Origin of the sequence: Actinomadura sp. NPDC048021 (assembly GCF_040653135.1) — a bacterium.
Taxonomy (GTDB): Bacteria; Actinomycetota; Actinomycetes; order Streptosporangiales; family Streptosporangiaceae; genus Spirillospora; species Spirillospora verrucosospora.
This window is the reverse complement of sequence record NZ_JBEZJQ010000049.1, coordinates 21,302-37,923: the sequence shown is the minus strand read 5'-3', so window position 1 is coordinate 37,923 and position 16,622 is coordinate 21,302. Positions and strand designations below refer to the sequence as shown.

Genomic DNA, 16,622 nt, shown 5'->3' with positions numbered 1-16,622 from the left:
GCCCTGTCGCTGATCGACGCCGGGGAGGACGCCGAGAGCGCCGTCCTGGTCGCCAAGTGGTGGTCGGACGAGGGCGGGCTGAACGTCGTGCACCGTGTCCCCCCGGCCCCGGCGCCGTCGACTCAGGGCCTGCGGCCTCGGAAGGTGCGGCGCAGGTCGCTCACCCAGGCGTCGGGGTTCTCCCAGGGGATGAAGTGGCCGCCGTGGTCGTGGGCGTTGACGTTGACGTGGTTGAACCAGGCGCTCTGCGGGCCCGTCTCGAACGCACGGACGCGCTCTTCGGCGGTGTGGACGCCGGGCGGGTTCTCGTACGTGACGAAGGTGAGGCCGACCGGGGCCTGCACGACCGGGGTGCGGTCGTGGGCGGGCGTCCAGGGGTAGCGGTTGGCGTTGGCGTAGTACCGCATCGACGTGGCGATGGAGTTGTTCACCCAGTAGATCGTGGCGTGGGTGAGCAGGTCGTCCTTGCTGAAGACGGACTCGACGTCGCCGCCGCTGTCGCTCCAGGCGTTCCAGCGCTCCAGCAGCCAGGCGAGCAGTCCGGCGGGCGAGTCGCTCAGGCCGTGGGCCAGGGTCGCGCCGTCGAGCATGTGCACGGTGAGGTGGGACGCCGAGCGATGGTCCATCTCGATGATGCGGGCGCGGACGTCGGCGGGCTGGTCGTCGGTGAGGGGCCGGTTCCGGGCGAAGTCCCAGGCGCGGGGGCCGTTGAAGAAGTCGAGCGGCAGCCCGGAGCCGATGTGGATGCCGTACAGCTCGTCGGCGTACTTGTGGCCGAGCTGGCTGGTGACGATCCCGCCGATGTCGCAGCCCCCGGCGGCGTACTTCTCGTACCCCAGGGTCTCCGTCATCAGCGTGTGCCAGAGATCGGAGACCTTCCAGAAGTTGACGTCCGGGAAGCCGGTGAGCGGGCCGGGGAAACCGAAGCCGGGCAGGGACGGCACGATGACGTCGAACACGTCGCCGGGGTCACCGCCGAACGCGGCCGGGTCGGCGAGCGGGTCGATCACCTTCGACCAGTGCCAGAACGTCCACGGCCAGCCGTGGGTGAGGATCAGCGGGACCGGACGGGGGCCGCGGCCCGGCTTGCGCATGAAGTGCACCGGCACACCGGAGACGCTCACCTGGTAGTGCTCGTAGGCGTTGATGGCGGCCTCGGCCTTGCGCCAGTCGTAGCCGTCCCGCCAGTAATCGACCAGCCCGCGGAGGTAATCGGCCGGGACGCCGTAGGACCAGTCCTCGTTCCCCTCGTCCAGCGGCGGACGGGTCAATGCGAGACGAGCGCGCAAGTCGTCGAGGGCCTCGTCGGGCACATGGATCGCCGTCGGTTCCAAGGGGAAGGCGTTCGAGGTGGTCATAGCGTGGTTCCTTACTGGTGGAGGGACAACGACGTGCTGTCCCCGACCTCGCCGTCGAGAATCCTCGGAGGACTAGGTGATGTCCTCGGGGAGGAGGGTGGCGAGTTGTTCGGTGGTGAGTTCGACCCCGGTGTTGGCGAGTTGTTCGGTGCGGCGGGCGTGCGCGGTGATGGCCGACCGGACCAGCTTGTCGACTTCACGGCCGTTGCCTTCGCGGAACCGATCCCGGTTGGCGGTCAGGTAGACGGTCAGAGCCTCGCGAGTGGCCTCGGGGACGCGGTAGTCCGCTGCCTCCGCTTTCTTGACGAAGATGGAGGCCAGACCGTCGACGGGGTAGGGCTGGAAGGTCAGCGTGCGCGCGAACCGGGACGCCAGGCCGGGGTTGGTGGCCAGGAACCCCTCCATCTCGTCGGTGTATCCGGCGGCGATCACGATGACCTCGTCGCGGTGGTCCTCCATCAGCTTGACCAGCGTGTCGATGGCCTCCTGCCCGAAATCGTGACCCGACCCGCCCGAGCGGGACAGGGTGTACGCCTCGTCGATGAACAGGACCCCGCCCCGGGCGCGCTGGAACACCTCGGTGGTCTTGTGCGCGGTGTGCCCCACGTACTGCCCGACCAGATCCACCCGCGCCGCCTCCACCACCTGCCCTTGGGCAAGGACGCCCAGAGCGGTGAGGAGTTCGCCGTACAGGCGTGCGACGGTCGTCTTGCCCGTGCCCGGCGGACCGGCGAAGATCAGATGCCCGGTGAACGGTTCGGCCTCCAACCCCGCCGCCCGGCGCCGCCGCGCCGAGGCCAGCAGGTCGAGCAGGTCCTTGATCTCCCGCTTGACCTCCTCCAGCCCCGTCATCCCCGAAAGGCGCGCCAGGACATCGGTGACCTGACCGGCGTCGCGCGCCTCCCCGAACCGCGCCGCCAACCCCGCGTCCACGTCGAGGTCCTCGGCGACGAGCAGGCTCAGTTCCTCACCTGAGGGCAGTTCGGGCAGGTCTGCCAGGCGCTGCGCCTGCCGCTCCACCGCGGCCTCGAACACCTGCCGTGCCGCTCGCCCGTTCCCGAACGTCGCGTCCCTCCGCTGCCCCGCGAAATGCGCCAGGATCGCCGCGCGCGCGTCGTCGGCCAGCCGGTACCCGTCCCTGGTCGCGTGCGACTCCACGATCTGGACGAGTTCGGCGGGGCTGTAGTTCTCGAACTCCACCGTGCGCGTGAACCGCGACTTCAACCCTGGGTTGGCGGCCAGGAAGTCGCGCATCTCCGCCGAATACCCCGCCGCGATCACCACGACCTCGTCGCGGTGATCCTCCATCAGCTTCACCAGGGTGTCGATGGCCTCCTGCCCGAAATCGGTCCCCGTCGCCTTACGCGACAACGTGTAGGCCTCATCGATGAACAACACCCCGCCCAGCGCCCGCCGGAACACCTCCGTGGTCCGCAGCGCCGTCCCGCCGACGTTCTCCGACACCAGATCGGCCCGGCTGACCTCCACCACCTGGCCCTTCTCCACCACACCCAACGCCGCGAGAATCCCGCCGTAAAGCCGCGCAACCGTCGTCTTGCCCGTCCCCGGTGGACCCGCGAACACCATGTGCCGAACGATCGCCGGACCGGGCGGCAACCCCGCAAGCCGCCGCTGCTCGGCCATCTTCTGCAGACTCGGCACCTTCCGGATCTCACGCTTCACCCCCGCGAGACCCACCATCGCCTCCAACCGGCCCAGCAGCGCGTCCGCCGACCCGTCAACCGGTTCCTTCGCCACGGGCGGCGCGGTCTCGGGTGCGGCCGGCGCCTGGCTCCCGGGCTCGGCCGGCGCGTCCTCGACCGGCTCGGCCGGCGCGCGCTTCTTGGCCTGCGCGGCGGCCAGGTCGAAGTCGAACAGATCCGGCCTCCCGTTGCGGACGCTCGTCAGATCATCGACACGCACGCTTGTCCCGAGGCAGGTGAGGATGCCCCGGCCGATGTTGTCCGCCAGGGTGCAGCCGCGGATGGTGAGCGTGCCCCCCGGTTCGACGCTCACGCCGCCGAGCTTGCTGCCGGTGACCGTCGTCCCCTCCATCCGGACGCTCGCGCCCCCGTCTATCTCGACGCCGACCCGCCCCGAGTCGGTGACCCGTCCCCGGACGATCGTGACGTTCGAGTCCCGGGCGAGGAACATGGCGTTTCCGGGCGTGTCGGCGACCTCGCAGTCCTCCAGGAGGGCGGTGCCCTTCTCGATGACCACGCCTGCCCGGTGCGGCGCCTCCGTCCTGACCCGCCGCGCGGTCAGCGAGCCGCCGGTCGCCACCCAGATCCCGTCGGTCCCCGCGCCCGTGACCAGGCAGTCGTCCGCGGTGAGGCCGCCCTTGTCGACCACGGCGACGGCCGTCTTGCCGGTGCCGCGGATCTCGCAGTCGCGGAGCACGACCTCCGCGCGCTCCTCGATCCGGAGCGCCGAGCTGGCCGGGTCGCTGATCGTGCACCGCTCGAGCACCGGCTTGGATCCCTCGGTCGCCCAGACGGCGTGCCCGCCCGCCTCGCTGATCTGGCACGACCGCAGGGTCACCGTGCTGCCGCTGCGGACCGCCACCGCGTTGCCGCCCGTCCCGGTGACCGAGGTGGCCTCCATGAGCCCGGACGAGGCGCTGTACACGACCGCGCCCTCCTGCACCTCGCAGTTGCGCAGGGTGAGGTTGGCGCCCCTCGACGCCCGCACGGCGAGCCGGCCCCGGGTCATGAACTCGCACCGCTCCGCCACGATGGTGCCTCGGGCGACCTCCAGCGCGAGGCCTTCGTCGCTCCAGTTCCGGACGATGAGCCCCTGCAGCGTCACCTGTCCGCTGACCTCGACCGTGCCGACGGTGCGGCCGTCGAGCGTCACGGAGCCCAGCCCCTCGACGGCCGTCATCACGAAGTCGCTCTTACTGTGGAACCCCGTGTTCGGGTACGAACCCGGCTCGATCAAGATGTGCCGTCCGGGCGGCGCGTTCGCCGGGAGCGGCGCCTTCAGCGCCTCCAGTACCGTTCGAAACGCCCCGGGGGAGGTCAGGGACACGATCAGACGATGCAACGAGACTCCTCACGAATCACCGTAATGGTGGCATGAGCAGACCCGTTCTCGCTTCGGTTGACCTCCTCGTAGTGCGGAGTCCGTTCTGACAGGAGATCTTCGGGACCTCAGGCCGCCTCGGACGCGGGCGCACCCCACCCGGACACCGGGTCTTCTCCCGATCTTCCGCGGGCCCCGGAAGGCGACCCGCATACGGCATGTGCGGGGACGCCCGGCGTCAGGCGTCTTCCCCTGCCCTTCCCTGGCCGCCACAGACTCGGGGGCCCTCACCGGCCGACCCCCGCGCACCCGCCGCAGTACCGGGCAATGGCCGCATTCGATATCTGCGATTTCAGCAGCGGAGCCCCGCACCTGATGCTGCACAAGCGCTACACCATGTACCAGGTGATCCAGGAGGCCGCCGGTGCCGCCGAGTTGAGCTGGACGGACTGCGAACGCGAGGACCGCGGCGACGGGTTCTTCCTCCTGGCGCCCCCCGGCTACAGCGTCCACAGTCTGATCATCTCTCTGGCCCCCGAGATCAGCACACGGCTGCGCCAGATCAACAAGGGGCTGCCCGCGAAGCAGCGACTGCGCCTGCGCATGGCGGTCCACGCGGAGAGCTCACTCACGATGATCACGGTGTGGTCAGTCCCGACCTGAACCTTCTGTTCCGGCTGCTCAACGCGCCCGCCCTCCGAGCGCGTTTCGAGCAGGGCGACTTCGCCCTGATCGTGTCCGACGACGTCTACGAGCGTGTGATCGAGTGGGACATCGCGATGATCGAACGTAGGGACTTCACGCCACTTCCGGTCGAGCTGACCAACCCTGGGCGGCCCGGGCCGAACGGGAAGGACGAGAAACCGGTCCGCGTCGCCTACGCATCGCTGCCGCCCCAGCCGGATCCCGGGCCCATCGATCGGTCGGCGCACCACGAGGGGCCAGACGTCCATGCCCAACTCGAACAGCTGGTGCAGCGGATGCAGGACCTCCTGGACGATGACCCGCCAAGCTGATCGAGGGAGTCGCGGTGACGACGGCCGGCGCCCGCCGGTGCGTTCGCGAGCCGGGGCATCGCCGGTCATCGGTGAGGGGGATGCGCTCCAGCTTGGTCCAGCCGGTCCAGCCTCTCCGCCTCAGCAGCTCGATCAGGCGGCGGGCCTGCGGCACGGTGTCGAACACCCGTGCGTCCATCAGCTCGACCAGCGGTGGATCGAGGTCGGTGTCGTCGACGTAGTCCTCGCCCTGTTCGTCGGCCATCTGCGTGATGTAGTCGGCCAGCTCGTCGGTCGCCTCGACCAGCCGCGGGTCGTCGCCGCTCTGGTCGAGGGCCTGGCCGAGCGAGCGGTAGAAGGCGACGAGCCGCGGGTCGTCGATCTGCCGGCGCTTGCGCGCCGTCCACTCCGCGACGCGCTCGGGCGAGTGCGCGGCCAGCAGGATCCAGCCGTCGCGCTCGACCCGGACGATCCGCTCGTCGATGCCGAGCGCCCGCAGCCGGTCGAGATACTCGACCACCTCCGGCGGCAGCGCCAGGTGGTCTCCCGAGGCCAGCCGGGCGATCTGCGCGCGGTGGAGCCGTCGCTGCCGGATCTCGGCGCACAACCGCCTGTCGATGTCCGCGACCGCCGCGGCGAACTCTTCCTCGCCGGCCCGCAGGAGCTGCCGCACCCGTGCCAGCGGGACCCCCGCCTGGGCGAGCGTCCGGATCCTGATCAGCTCGATCACGGCGCCCGCGTCGTACCGGCGGTACCCGGAGCGGTCCCGCTCCGGCTCCGGCAGCAGTCCCTTGGCGTGGTAGTGCCGCACCGTGCGCACCGTCACTCCGGCGTAGGACGCCAGCTCGCCGATGGTCAGCATCCGACCAGTCTCCTACGGGACGGGCGTCGAGCCGGCCCGGCCGGGCGTGCTCCGGATGATGCGGGCTATCTCCGGGGCATGGGTGAAGACCAGTCGGTGGTCGGCTTCGAGCCAGAAGGCGGGGATGTGCGGCTGCTCGCGAACGAGCCGGTCGATTCCGGCACGCCAGTTCCGGTTGAGCCGGGGCGCATGCTCTCCCCCGCCCTCACCGGCCATCGAGCTCGACATGATCATGCGGACCGGCCGGTCGATCTTCCGGTAGCGGTCGAGGATCCCGGACCGGACCGCGTCGATCTCGACGTTCAGGTCGAGGATGTCCTGGCCGGTGAGCAGCACCTGGCGCGCGGTGCCCCGTGCGGCCTCCTGCCGAGCCGCCATGTCCTCCCACATCGCGCGGAGTTCCGGCAGGAGGGCCTCGGTGACGAAGGGTTCGGGCACCGGGTTCGCCCCGTCGACGAGGACGAGCCCGGCCACGGCGCCGGGATGCTCGGAGGCGAAGTGCACGGCCAGGTCAGCGCCCATCGAGTAGCCCACGAGCACGGGGGCCTCGTCCAGGCCGAGGCGGTCCGGCTCCGCCATCACGGCGTCCAGATCGCTCAGGAACGCCTCGAAGGAGTACCGGTCGGCGGCCGAAGCGAGGCCGTGGCCTCGCAGGTCGAAGGTCACCACGTCGTGGTCGCGCCGCAGCAGCCCGGCCAGCTCGTGCAGGTCGGCCTGCGTCGAGTTCAGCCCGGGGCACAGGACGAGCGGCCGTCCCCTGCCGCCACGGGACACCGGGATCGTGATGCCCCCGTGCCGGATCGTGAATTTCCGCATCGTCCTGCCGCCGGGTTCAGCCCATTCGCCGTGGTCCGGCGCACTGGTCGTCCTGTTCATGGCGACCATGCTGGGAGGTTGACCCTGCGTCAGGGTCAACCGCCGCGGTGGTGTGGGACGTCACGGGGGTGCGGGGCTGGTGTCGGCGGCTTGTTGGAGGGCGGCGTTCTCGGTTCTGATGCGGGTCCTCAGGAGGCCCAGGTTCACGACGGTGAACAGCAGGGCGGTGAGCCAGCAGGTGTGCACCAGCGGCAGGGCGACGCCCTCGGCGACGACCGCGACGTAGTTGGGGTGGCGCAGCCGGCGGTAGGGGCCCTCCGCCACCAGCGGCAGGTCCGGAACGATGATCACCCGGGTGTTCCACCGGACGCCGAGCGTGGCGATGCACCACCAGCGCAGCCCCTGGGCCAGGACGGCGAGGCCCAGCATCGGCCAGCCCAGCGCCGGGATGAAGGGACGGTCGAGGAACCGCGCCTCCAGCAGCGCGCCGCCGAGCAGGCCGACGTGGGCGGCGACGATCGCCGGGTAGTGCCCGCGTCCGTACTCGACGCCGCCCCTCCTCCGGGCCCAGGCCCGGTTGCGGCGGGCCACGACCAGCTCGGCGAGCCGCTCGGCCCCGACGAGCGCGACGAGCAGCGTGAAGCCGGTCACGGGTTCACCAGCGCAGCAGGAGCAGTTCGGCGGAGAACCCCGGCCCGAGCGCCATCAGCAGCCCGGGTTCGCCCTCGGGCGGGCGGCGGCGCTCGATCGTCTCCTGCAGCACGTTGAGCACCGAGACCGAGGACAGGTTGCCGAACTCCCGCAGGGAGTCCCATGTCAGGTCGAGTTCGCCGTGGACGAGGGAGAAGGCCTCGGCGATCGTCTCGATCACCTTCGGCCCGCCGGGGTGGCAGACCCAGGAGGTCACCTCGCCGGGCGACAGACCGTGCTCGCCGAGGAAGGCGGCGACGTCGCCCGCCAGCGTCGCCTCCACGTGGTCCACCAGGTCGGCGGCGAGGACGATCCGGAAGCCGTGCTCGCCGACGTCCCATCCCATGAGCCTCCCGGTGCCGGGGTAGAGCTTGCTGCGGGTCGCGACGACGCGCGGCCCCCAGCGGCTCGGGCCCCCGGCACCGGTGCTCCGGTCGCCTCCGACCGCCACGACGGCCGCGGCGCCGTCCCCGAACAGTCCGCTGGCCACCAGGTTGGCCAGCGACTCGTCGTCGCGCTGCGCCGTCAGCGAACACAGCTCGACGCAGACCAGCGCCGCCACCTGGTCAGGCCACGCGCGGAGGTAGTCGTGCAGCCGCGACAGTCCCGCGGCGCCGGCCGCGCACCCCAGACCGAAGATCGGCACCCGCTTGATGTCGTCCCGCAGGCCCAGACGCTGGGCCAGGGTCGCGTCCAGCGAGGGGGTGGCGACTCCGGTCGAGGAGCAGAAGACCAGATGGTCGACCTCCGACGCCTCGATCCCGGACGCCTCCAGCGCCCCCCGGACGGCTCTTTCCCCGAGGGACAGCGCGGCGTCGACATAGGCGCCGTTCGCGGTGGTGAAGCCGTCGAGGTTCGCGTACTTCTCGATCGGCAGGGCCAGGTACCGGCCCGTCACCCGGGTGGCGGCGTGGAAACGCTCCACCACCCGCCGGTCGGCCCCGGTCGCCCCGACGACGGCCTCGGTGATGTCTCGCTGCTCGTAGTGATGGTCCGGCAGGACGGTCTGCACACCCGCTACACGCACGGCTCCCCCTAAGCCTCCCCTGCCGCCTCCTTACCCATCAGCGCGGCTTGTACCGGCGGACGGGGTTCGGCGCAGCGGTCACCGCGGTCCGCGGGCCGGCCCCTCACGCGTCGGGCAGCACGTTCAGACGCTGCAGCAACTCGCGCGCGACCGTGGCGCGCTTGCCCGCGTCGCCGTCCTTGACGATGTCGATGTTCAGCGCGAACGTGGTCACGCGCCCGCCGCGGTCGACCCATCCGACCCACCAGCCGGTGCCGGGGTTGGGGGCGTTCTGCCAGCCCGACTTGGCGTACAGGGTGTACCCGTCCTTCTCCTCCTGCTTGATGATGTCGCGGACGGTGCGCTGGTTCGCACGCGAGGCGGGCAGGCGCTCGGCCGCGAGCCGCTCCAGGAACCGGGTCTGCTCCACGGCGGAGATCTTCAGCGGGCCGTCCAGCCAGAACCGGTCCACCACGGTCCCGGTCCGGCGGTTGCCGTAGCCGAGCCGGTGCAGCCACTGCCCCTCGCGCTGGAGCCCGACACGACGGGCGATCACCTGGAACGCCGCGGCGTTGGAGATGCGGACGGCCTCCCGCATCGTCATGTCGTGCTCCCACTCGGGGAACGGCTGCGGCGTCCCGTCCCAGGGGATCACCTCGTCGGGGCTCTTGACCACCCCGGTCTCCAGGGCGACCAGGGCGTGCGGGACCTTGAAGCTGGAAGCGGGCACCAGCGGCGTCTCGGCGAGCCGCCGGTCCACCACCGTCGTGGAGCGGGTCTCCACGTCCAGCAGGGCGAACGAGCCGTGCACGCCCGCCGCGTCGAAGACGGCCCGCAGATCGTCGCGCTCGACGACGCCGGGACGGATCTGATCGGCCGCGGCGACGGCGGCGGCGGCGCGCGGGGCGGTGTCATGGGCGGTCGCGCCGCACGCGGCGGTGCCGAAGAGGGTGAGCGCGGCGAGCGCGGTGGCGCCCAGCCGGAAGCGCGCAGTGCGGGAAGAGGGCTTGATCATGCGGCTTACTCGATCACCGGACGATGCGATCTGTCCAATATGGATATCGATCAGCGATTGATACTGATTCACGTATCAGCGCAGCTCATCCTTGACGACCAGCCGGTCATGTGACGTGACGTGTCGTGCCGGTCACCCTGGCACCCCTCCCGCCAGAAAAAGGCTGTATTTCATTCTAAAAGCGGATATTGCTCGACCTGAAAGCCGCCCCATTAGCCTCGCCATCACCTTCAGGATCGCCCTTGAGAACGCTTCAGATATTTCCCCTGCCGCCCCCCGCCGCCATCGGCGTTTGACCCGGGCATTTAATCGATACATATCCCTTGCTCGACAGGCCGGAATACTCTCGGAGCCACCTCTATTTCATCTCCGCCGACCACTGCGAGCATTACGTTAGGGAACGACTAGGGCAATCCCGGACGCGGCGCTGAAGGTCGAGCACGTGAAACCGGAGTGCCTCCCGCAGCACCGGTTCCCCGTTCACCGGCGACCCCGGTGTGATCAATTTTCGGGCCCGCCCACCGGTGGGCCGATCGAAGGCGGAGGCAGTCCCATGGCGAAGAACCGGAACGCGATCCTGTGGGGGACGTGCCCCCAGAACCTGTCCGGTTCCGACTTCGCCGCGAAGGACGCCTCCTACGGGCCGCTGACCATTCGCCGCTCCTACCAGCCCGCTGCCGCGGGCATGCCCGTCTCCTGGGCCCGGAGTACCGGCGGCGTGGACGTGGGAAAGCGGGCCAGCTGCTGGAGCGCGAAACCGTCGATCACCGCGATGGCCGGCGGGCGCCTGGACGCGCCGACGCTGAAGTTCCTGCGGTCCATCCCCAAGAGCCACCTCGCGTTCGTGTCGATCTGGCATGAGGGCGACGGCAAGATCCGTAACGGGGCCTTCCGCCTCGCGACGTACACGGCGGCTCTGAAGCGCTTCTGCGAACTGGTGCGGCAGGTGCAGTCGGAGGGCTGGACGCACCTGCACACGGTCCAGATCCTCACCACCTGGTCGGGCACATCCCCCAGGGCGGGCAGCACCTATGCCGACACCTGGCCGGGCGACGGGCTCGTGGACGTCCTCGGCGTGGACGGTTACTCCCACCTCGGAAGCGGCCCCACCCTGTGGGGGCCGGCCGTGAAGTTCGCCCGGTCCAAGGGCATCCCGTGGGCGGTCCCCGAGATCGGCTACGGCAGAACCGGCACGAAGAGCGTGACCTGGTTGAAGGACCAGGTCGCCTACCTGACGACGACGCCGGGCGGCGGCGAGCACACGAGGTGTGCGTTCGCCTGCTGGTTCGACACCGCCGGCCCCATCTCGTCCCCGACGCCCGGAAACGTCTCGAGATGGATCGCGGCGGCCAAAGACGCGTCGCAGACCTACTACAGCGATTACACCGACTTTGCGCTCTGATCGAGATGGGACGCTGATGCCGTCATCCACGCGCGGATTCCAGCGCCCGCTACCGCAGCGCGCGACGCCGTGCTTCTGCGCGGCGCTCGCAAGAGCGATCAGCTTTTTACCCGGATGAGCGCCTGCTGACGTTCACGCGTGACTTCGCCGGCGAGCGACCACGCACTCCTCGTCGAGGCGGCCGAACTCGCGGTCATCTCCACGAGCCGCGTCATGCATTCGAGCGCACTCCCATCCTCGCGATTCGCACATGCCCGCAGGGCGGCGTCGGCATGCCGCCCGTCCAGAAAGGAGGCAGTGTTGCTGTACGGGGTCGATGTGGCCAGCTATCAGGGCACTCCCAACTGGCCGGTGGTGCACCGGTCAGGAATCCGCTTCGGATTCTCGAAGGTCACCGAGAACACCAACTACACCAACCCCACCTGGGGGCACAACCGATCGGGAATGCTCGCCCTGGGGGCCGGCTTCGTGCCGGGGGCGTACCACTTCCTGCACGGGGAGAGGGGCGCCGCGCAGGCCCGCTATTTCCTCGCCAGAGCCGGCGATGTCTCCCGTCTCGCGGTCGCGCTCGACATCGAGGCGTCCGGCGCCAACGCGACCACGGCCAGGGAATGGGTGGCCGAGTTCAAGGACCGCACCGGCGGCCATCCCGTCATCGGCTACTTCCCGCGCTGGTACTGGGAGGCCCACGGCAGGCCCGATCTCAGCTTCTTCGACACGATCTGGCAGTCGCGGTACGTCTCCGGCTCCGGCACCCCGGCCGTCCTCTACAAGAAGGTCCCCTCCTCGTGGTGGGTGCAGTTCGGCGGGGAGCCCATCTCGATCCTTCAGTACTCGTCCAGCGGCGCGGTGCCGAGCATTCCGGGCCGCTGCGACGTCAACGCCTTCCGCGGCTCGCTCGCGGGACTGAGGAAGCTGGCCCTCGGGCCGCACCAGGAGGACGAAGTGCCCATCCGCAGCAGCTACGGCAAATCCAGGCCCCAGACTCTCGCATGGGGGCGGTTCACCCGCCTCAACTGGGACGTCACCCACGCCGACCCGGCCAAGTCCCATTCCGAACCCGACAGGGACCACCCCGACGGCTATCCCGGCTACGTGGCTCCCACCTCGACCTGGGCGGACATCGACACCGTCGTCCGCATCGGAGGCCTCGGCGAGGGCGACGAGTACCAGCTGCAGTTCGAGGTCCACGACTGGAAGGACGGGAAGTCCGCCGGATCGTGGACCGAGGTCCGCGCCGACGCCAAGGCGACCGGCGGCGACCAGTTCGCCACCGGCACCATGCCCAAGGGGCTCCGCAAGGGCCAGCACGTGTACGTCTCGGTCGCGGCGTTCCCCGCCGGCGGAAAGACCGATGACCGGCCCGCCCCCCGGGCGTTGTCAGGCCGATGGACGATCGCCCAGGACCGCAACTGACCCGGACCGACACGACGCCCGCTCTCCCCCGCGGAGCGTGCGTTCCCCCGACGAAGGAAACAGCCCGACGGACGAAGGAGACCGATGGCTGAAGCCGACCGCATGGACGAGGTGGATGTGAACCCCGCAGTGCACAGGGCGACCGAGACCGACGAGGTCCAGGTCCTGCGTGCGCTGTACGGCGAGCCCGACGCCGACGGGATCTTCCGCGGGCGGGACGACGACGGCGAGGAGGGCCGATGAGCGCCGCGAAGATCATCGCGGCGGCGCGCAGGTCGCTGGGGATGTCGGGGCGCCCGAACCCCATCACGCGGGAGTACGCGGCCCGGAACGGGAAGGAGTACCTGCGCGCGTCCTGGTGCGACATGGCCGTCACCTACTGGGCCCGGCACTCCGGCAACGCCTCGGCGGTGCTCCCGGGCGGAGACCGCGCCTACACCGTGTGGCACGTCGACGACTTCAAGAAGGCCGGTCGCTGGCGCGCCGGCACCGCCTCCGCGGTCGACCGGGCCAGGCCCGGCGACATCGTCTTCTTCGACTGGGGCGGGAGCAACCGCGGCGGCGCGGTCGACCATGTCGGCGTCGTGGAGAAGGTCCTCGGGGGCGGGCGGCTCCAGACGATCGAAGCCAACACCGGCGACGCGGTGAGGCGCCGCGTCCGCGCGGCCGGCGTCATCGCCGGCTATGGACGGCCCGCTTACGGAAGCGGCTGGATGGAGGACGCCGTGAAGGACCTGCCCACGATCTCCAAAGGCGCGAAGGGCTCGAACGAGGCGGTGCAGACCGCGCGCGGCCTGCTTCTCGCCCGCAGCCATCCCGAGGTCGGGACCCGCATGGACCGCGACTTCGACGCCACCATGGACAGGGCCGTCCGCGCCGTCCAGAAGTGGGCGAAGGTCGAGAGCGACGGGGTCATCGGGCCCGACACCTGGAGCGTCCTCCTTCGCGTCCACTGAGCCGAGCCCGCCCCGGCCGGGGCGGGTCGCCGTGCGGGTCCTCCGCAGAGCGTGTGCCGATTCACGGCGCACACTGTGCGGCAGGGTCCCGCGTCGCGGAACCGATCAGGCGGTCGGATCGTCGCAGGGTTCGTGGGCGTTCAGGAGATCAGGGACGAAGGGACGAGATGACTCGGTTTCCGCAGTTGCCGGCGCCGGCGGACCTCGCCGCCGCCGGGCCCAAGGGCGCCAAGAAGATGCTGGCCAAGGCCGCGGACCCGCTCCCCGCCGCCGAGCTGGCACCGTTCTTCGAGGACGCCTGCCGGGAGCTGGTGCGGGCGGGAGAGGACGAGCTCGCGTTCTGGGCGTTCGGCCAGGCGCGCAAGGTCGAGAAGGACCATCCCGCGCTGCTCGACCTCGACCGGGTCCACGCCGTCTTCCTCGAACTGGTGCCGACGGGCGGCGTCGGGCCGGCCGCGATGCGCGACTACGCCAAGACGCTCGCCGCGGAGCTGCCGGGGGAGGAGGCGCACGCCCGCTTCCGGGAGCTGGTCTGCGCGGGGTTCGACGCCGGGGTCATCCCGTACGCCCGGATCTTCCCCGACCTGCGGGCGCTGGCCCGCGGCGCGAAGATCAAGAAGCGGGACGAGGAGGAGTTCCTGGCCGAGCGGCTGCTGCTCGCCGGGCTCATGCCCGTCGCGTCCCACCAGGTCTGGGCGGCCGCCCGTGAGCCGCTCGCCGCGGTGGCCGCACGCGACGTCTCCCTCATGGAGCGGCTGATCGCCGCCGAACCCGACCTCGCCCACCACGAGGAGGAGAGCGGCGAGGGGGTCGCCGAGGAGATCCGGCAGATGTGGCTGGAGTGCCTGGCCGAGAGCGGGGCGGGGGCGCATCTGTCGGCGCACTGGTTCGCCGGCGAGGGGCGCGGCTGCGCGGCCGCCGTGCTGCTGAGGCTCGCCGACCAGGCCGGGGACCGGCTGTTCCCGGAGGCCGAGGTGGCGTTCGGCGAGGAGACGGACCCGGCGCTTCCGCCTCCCGACCACCGGCACATCATTCCCCAGACGGAGATGGGCACCGACTCGCCCCGCTGGTGGGGCCCGAACTTCGACCCCGCGGCGCACGCCGCGGACGCGGCGTCCGGGCCAGAAGGACGCGAGCGTTTCGCAAGCCTGCTGGACGCGTTCGTCCGCGACATGGGGTACTACGGCAACGTCGACTACCCGGCCACCGTCAGGGCGCTCTGGGAGCTGCCGGAGACCCGGGAGGCGCTGCGCGACGCCGTCGACGGCTGGAAGGCCGACGCGGCCCGCCCGGACCTTCCCTTCCTGCACACCGCCCTGCACCGCCTGGTCCGGCTGACCGGCAGCGGCCGCTACCTCGACCTGGAGCCGGGCCTCGCCGAGGGGATCGACCCCGCCGACCCCGTGGACGCCCTCCTGGCGGCCCTGCGCGGTGGCATTCCCGCCGAGCTGGCCGTGCCGAGCACGGGAAGGCCGCACAAGTCTCCGAAATCCGGCCGGACGATCCTTCAGCACCTCGGCTACCTCACCATCACGGAACGGTCCTGGAACGCCTACGCGTACGTCACCGGCGACGCCGACCTGACGCTGAGGCTCTCCCAACTGCCCGACGGGCTGCTGCCCTGGTACGACGGCAAGACCGGCCTCCTGTCACGCGTCAAGGACGGCGTCTGGCAGACGTTCCGGGTCGAAAGGCAGACGGGCGAGAGCGTCGCGCTGACCCTGGACCCCGACACCGCCACCGCCCGGCCTCAGGCGCCGGGGACCTCCGAGGTGACGTTCCCCGGCGCCGCCGGGCCGAGCGAGGTCCGGCTGAGCCGGGGTGCGATCACGGTCACCGCCCCCGACGGGACCCGGACGGCGCGGCTGCCCTTCTCGCCCGTCATGAGCACGAAGGGCGGGCTCGTTCCGCCGCCCGGCTGGTGGCCGCGGCGAGAACCGGCGGACCCGGACGGGTCGGCGGCGCTGCGGCGTCTCGACCGCGAAGGCGCGGCGCGGCTGCTGGAGGCGGCGCTGACCGGACCGAGCGCGGCCGCCGACGCGCTGCGGGCCGTGCTGCCCGAGGTGACCGCGCCGGAGCTGCGCGACGGCGTCCTCGAAGCGACCCGGGCGGCCGTCGAGTGCCTCCTCCTGGGCATCGAGTTGCGCGACCGGACCGGCCGTCCCCAGCCGCCGGCACTGCCCGCGCTGGTCTCACCGGCCGCCGATCTCCCGTTCCGGCGCACAACGGCGCAGACGCGGTGGCTCGTGCGCCAGCGGGTCCTGGCCCGCGCGCTGGAGTCGGCGGCGACCGGCGAACCCGCGGCCGGCAGGCCCTACCGCGTCCGCACGGTCGGCCTGCCGCCCGGCGGTCACGTGGGCGCCGACCTCGACACCCTGGCGGGTTTCGCGCTCCCGGCCGTCCTGCCGTGGACGCCCGACCCGCACCGCGAAGGCGTCCTCGACGTCCTGCGCCTCTGGGCCAACGCTCCGATCGGCGACGGGACGGGAGCCTGCCGCATACTTCGCCTCACTCCGGCGGGTGGCGAGGGGCAGTCCAACGCCGAACGCCAGATGGTCGACAGGCAGCTGGAGAAGGAGGCGCCCGGGGAGCTCTGGCGCACCCCGCACGGCGCCATGCTGATCTTGAGTTACCGGCGAAACGACCGGATCGCGACGGCCGTGGAGTACGCGCCCGGCGGGACGTTCGACCCGGCCGGCCCGCCCGGCTGGCAGGCGGCCCGGCCCCCCGTCCCCTGCTGGGGCGGTGCCGACCGCGTCGTCCGGCTCCTGCGGTCGCTGGACGACCGCGGCCCCGCGCCGATCGACGCCGCCGCCACCGTCCGCGCTCTGGCGGAACGCGCGGGCTTCGGCCTGGCGGACGCCGTCGCGGTCTGCAGGTTCCCGGCGGACGTCCTGGGCGACGACATTCCCGTGACCGGCGCCACGCTTCCCTTCCCCATGCGGGACGCGGTGCGGGAGCGCCTGCTGCCCGACGACCCGGCCGACCTCTGGACCACCGGCCTGGCCGTGGACGCGGCGGCCGAGTGGTGGCGGGCCCACGGCGAGAGCCGCCCCTCGACACCGTGATGCCCTGACCGGGT

Annotated in this window: 13 protein-coding genes; 6 read left to right on the top strand and 7 right to left on the bottom strand. The window is 71.3% G+C overall.

Annotation, left to right across the window (positions count from 1 at the left end):
- Window positions 1–122: 122 nt before the first annotated feature.
- Complete coding sequence (locus tag AB0C87_RS42165; RefSeq protein WP_360582177.1) at window positions 123–1,358, bottom strand: epoxide hydrolase; 1,236 nt, start codon at window positions 1,356–1,358, stop codon at window positions 123–125.
- A 72-nt stretch (window positions 1,359–1,430) separates the two neighbouring features.
- Window positions 1,431–4,403 (bottom strand): AAA family ATPase, encoded by a 2,973-nt coding sequence (locus AB0C87_RS42160; RefSeq protein ID WP_360582175.1) that lies wholly within the window; start codon window positions 4,401–4,403, stop codon window positions 1,431–1,433.
- 306 nt (window positions 4,404–4,709) lie between these two features.
- On the opposite strand from AB0C87_RS42160, the gene AB0C87_RS42155 reads away from it, so the two are divergent.
- A complete protein-coding gene (locus tag AB0C87_RS42155; RefSeq protein ID WP_353833866.1) occupies window positions 4,710–5,045 on the top strand; it encodes a hypothetical protein in 336 nt (111 codons plus the stop codon).
- 135 nt (window positions 5,046–5,180) lie between these two features.
- Here the strand turns inward: AB0C87_RS42155 and AB0C87_RS42150 are convergent, their stop codons facing one another.
- The 5 genes from AB0C87_RS42150 to blaOXA form a co-directional block, all read right to left on the bottom strand.
- Window positions 5,181–6,239: a MerR family transcriptional regulator gene (locus tag AB0C87_RS42150; protein WP_360582173.1), complete on the bottom strand. Its 1,059-nt coding sequence runs from the start codon at window positions 6,237–6,239 to the stop codon at window positions 5,181–5,183.
- A 12-nt stretch (window positions 6,240–6,251) separates the two neighbouring features.
- The gene (locus AB0C87_RS42145; RefSeq protein ID WP_353833863.1) at window positions 6,252–7,115 is read right to left on the bottom strand and encodes an alpha/beta fold hydrolase; all 864 of its coding nucleotides are present in this window, start codon (window positions 7,113–7,115) and stop codon (window positions 6,252–6,254) included.
- A gap of 60 nt (window positions 7,116–7,175) precedes the next feature.
- Window positions 7,176–7,706: an isoprenylcysteine carboxylmethyltransferase family protein gene (locus AB0C87_RS42140; RefSeq protein WP_353833862.1), complete on the bottom strand. Its 531-nt coding sequence runs from the start codon at window positions 7,704–7,706 to the stop codon at window positions 7,176–7,178.
- Window positions 7,707–7,710: 4 nt separating this feature from the next.
- A complete protein-coding gene (locus AB0C87_RS42135) occupies window positions 7,711–8,772 on the bottom strand; it encodes a 3-oxoacyl-[acyl-carrier-protein] synthase III C-terminal domain-containing protein (protein WP_345172565.1) in 1,062 nt (353 codons plus the stop codon).
- A 103-nt stretch (window positions 8,773–8,875) separates the two neighbouring features.
- Window positions 8,876–9,766 (bottom strand): class D beta-lactamase, encoded by an 891-nt coding sequence (gene blaOXA, locus AB0C87_RS42130; RefSeq protein ID WP_360582170.1) that lies wholly within the window; start codon window positions 9,764–9,766, stop codon window positions 8,876–8,878.
- Between the two features lie 553 nt (window positions 9,767–10,319).
- Here blaOXA and AB0C87_RS42125 point away from each other — a divergent pair.
- The 5 genes from AB0C87_RS42125 (at window position 10,320) to AB0C87_RS42105 (ending at window position 16,608) form a co-directional block, all read left to right on the top strand.
- Complete coding sequence (locus AB0C87_RS42125; protein ID WP_345172561.1) at window positions 10,320–11,168, top strand: hypothetical protein; 849 nt, start codon at window positions 10,320–10,322, stop codon at window positions 11,166–11,168.
- A gap of 300 nt (window positions 11,169–11,468) precedes the next feature.
- The gene (locus AB0C87_RS42120; protein WP_360582168.1) at window positions 11,469–12,584 is read left to right on the top strand and encodes a glycoside hydrolase family 25 protein; all 1,116 of its coding nucleotides are present in this window, start codon (window positions 11,469–11,471) and stop codon (window positions 12,582–12,584) included.
- Window positions 12,585–12,668: 84 nt separating this feature from the next.
- Complete coding sequence (locus tag AB0C87_RS42115) at window positions 12,669–12,827, top strand: hypothetical protein (protein WP_345172557.1); 159 nt, start codon at window positions 12,669–12,671, stop codon at window positions 12,825–12,827.
- Entirely contained in the window at window positions 12,824–13,540 is a 717-nt protein-coding gene (locus tag AB0C87_RS42110) for a CHAP domain-containing protein (protein ID WP_345172556.1), read from the top strand. The genes AB0C87_RS42115 and AB0C87_RS42110 overlap by 4 nt, the downstream gene beginning before the upstream one ends.
- A gap of 167 nt (window positions 13,541–13,707) precedes the next feature.
- On the top strand, window positions 13,708–16,608 hold the full coding sequence (locus AB0C87_RS42105; protein ID WP_360582166.1) for a hypothetical protein: 2,901 nt from the start codon (window positions 13,708–13,710) through the stop codon (window positions 16,606–16,608).
- Window positions 16,609–16,622: the final 14 nt, after the last annotated feature.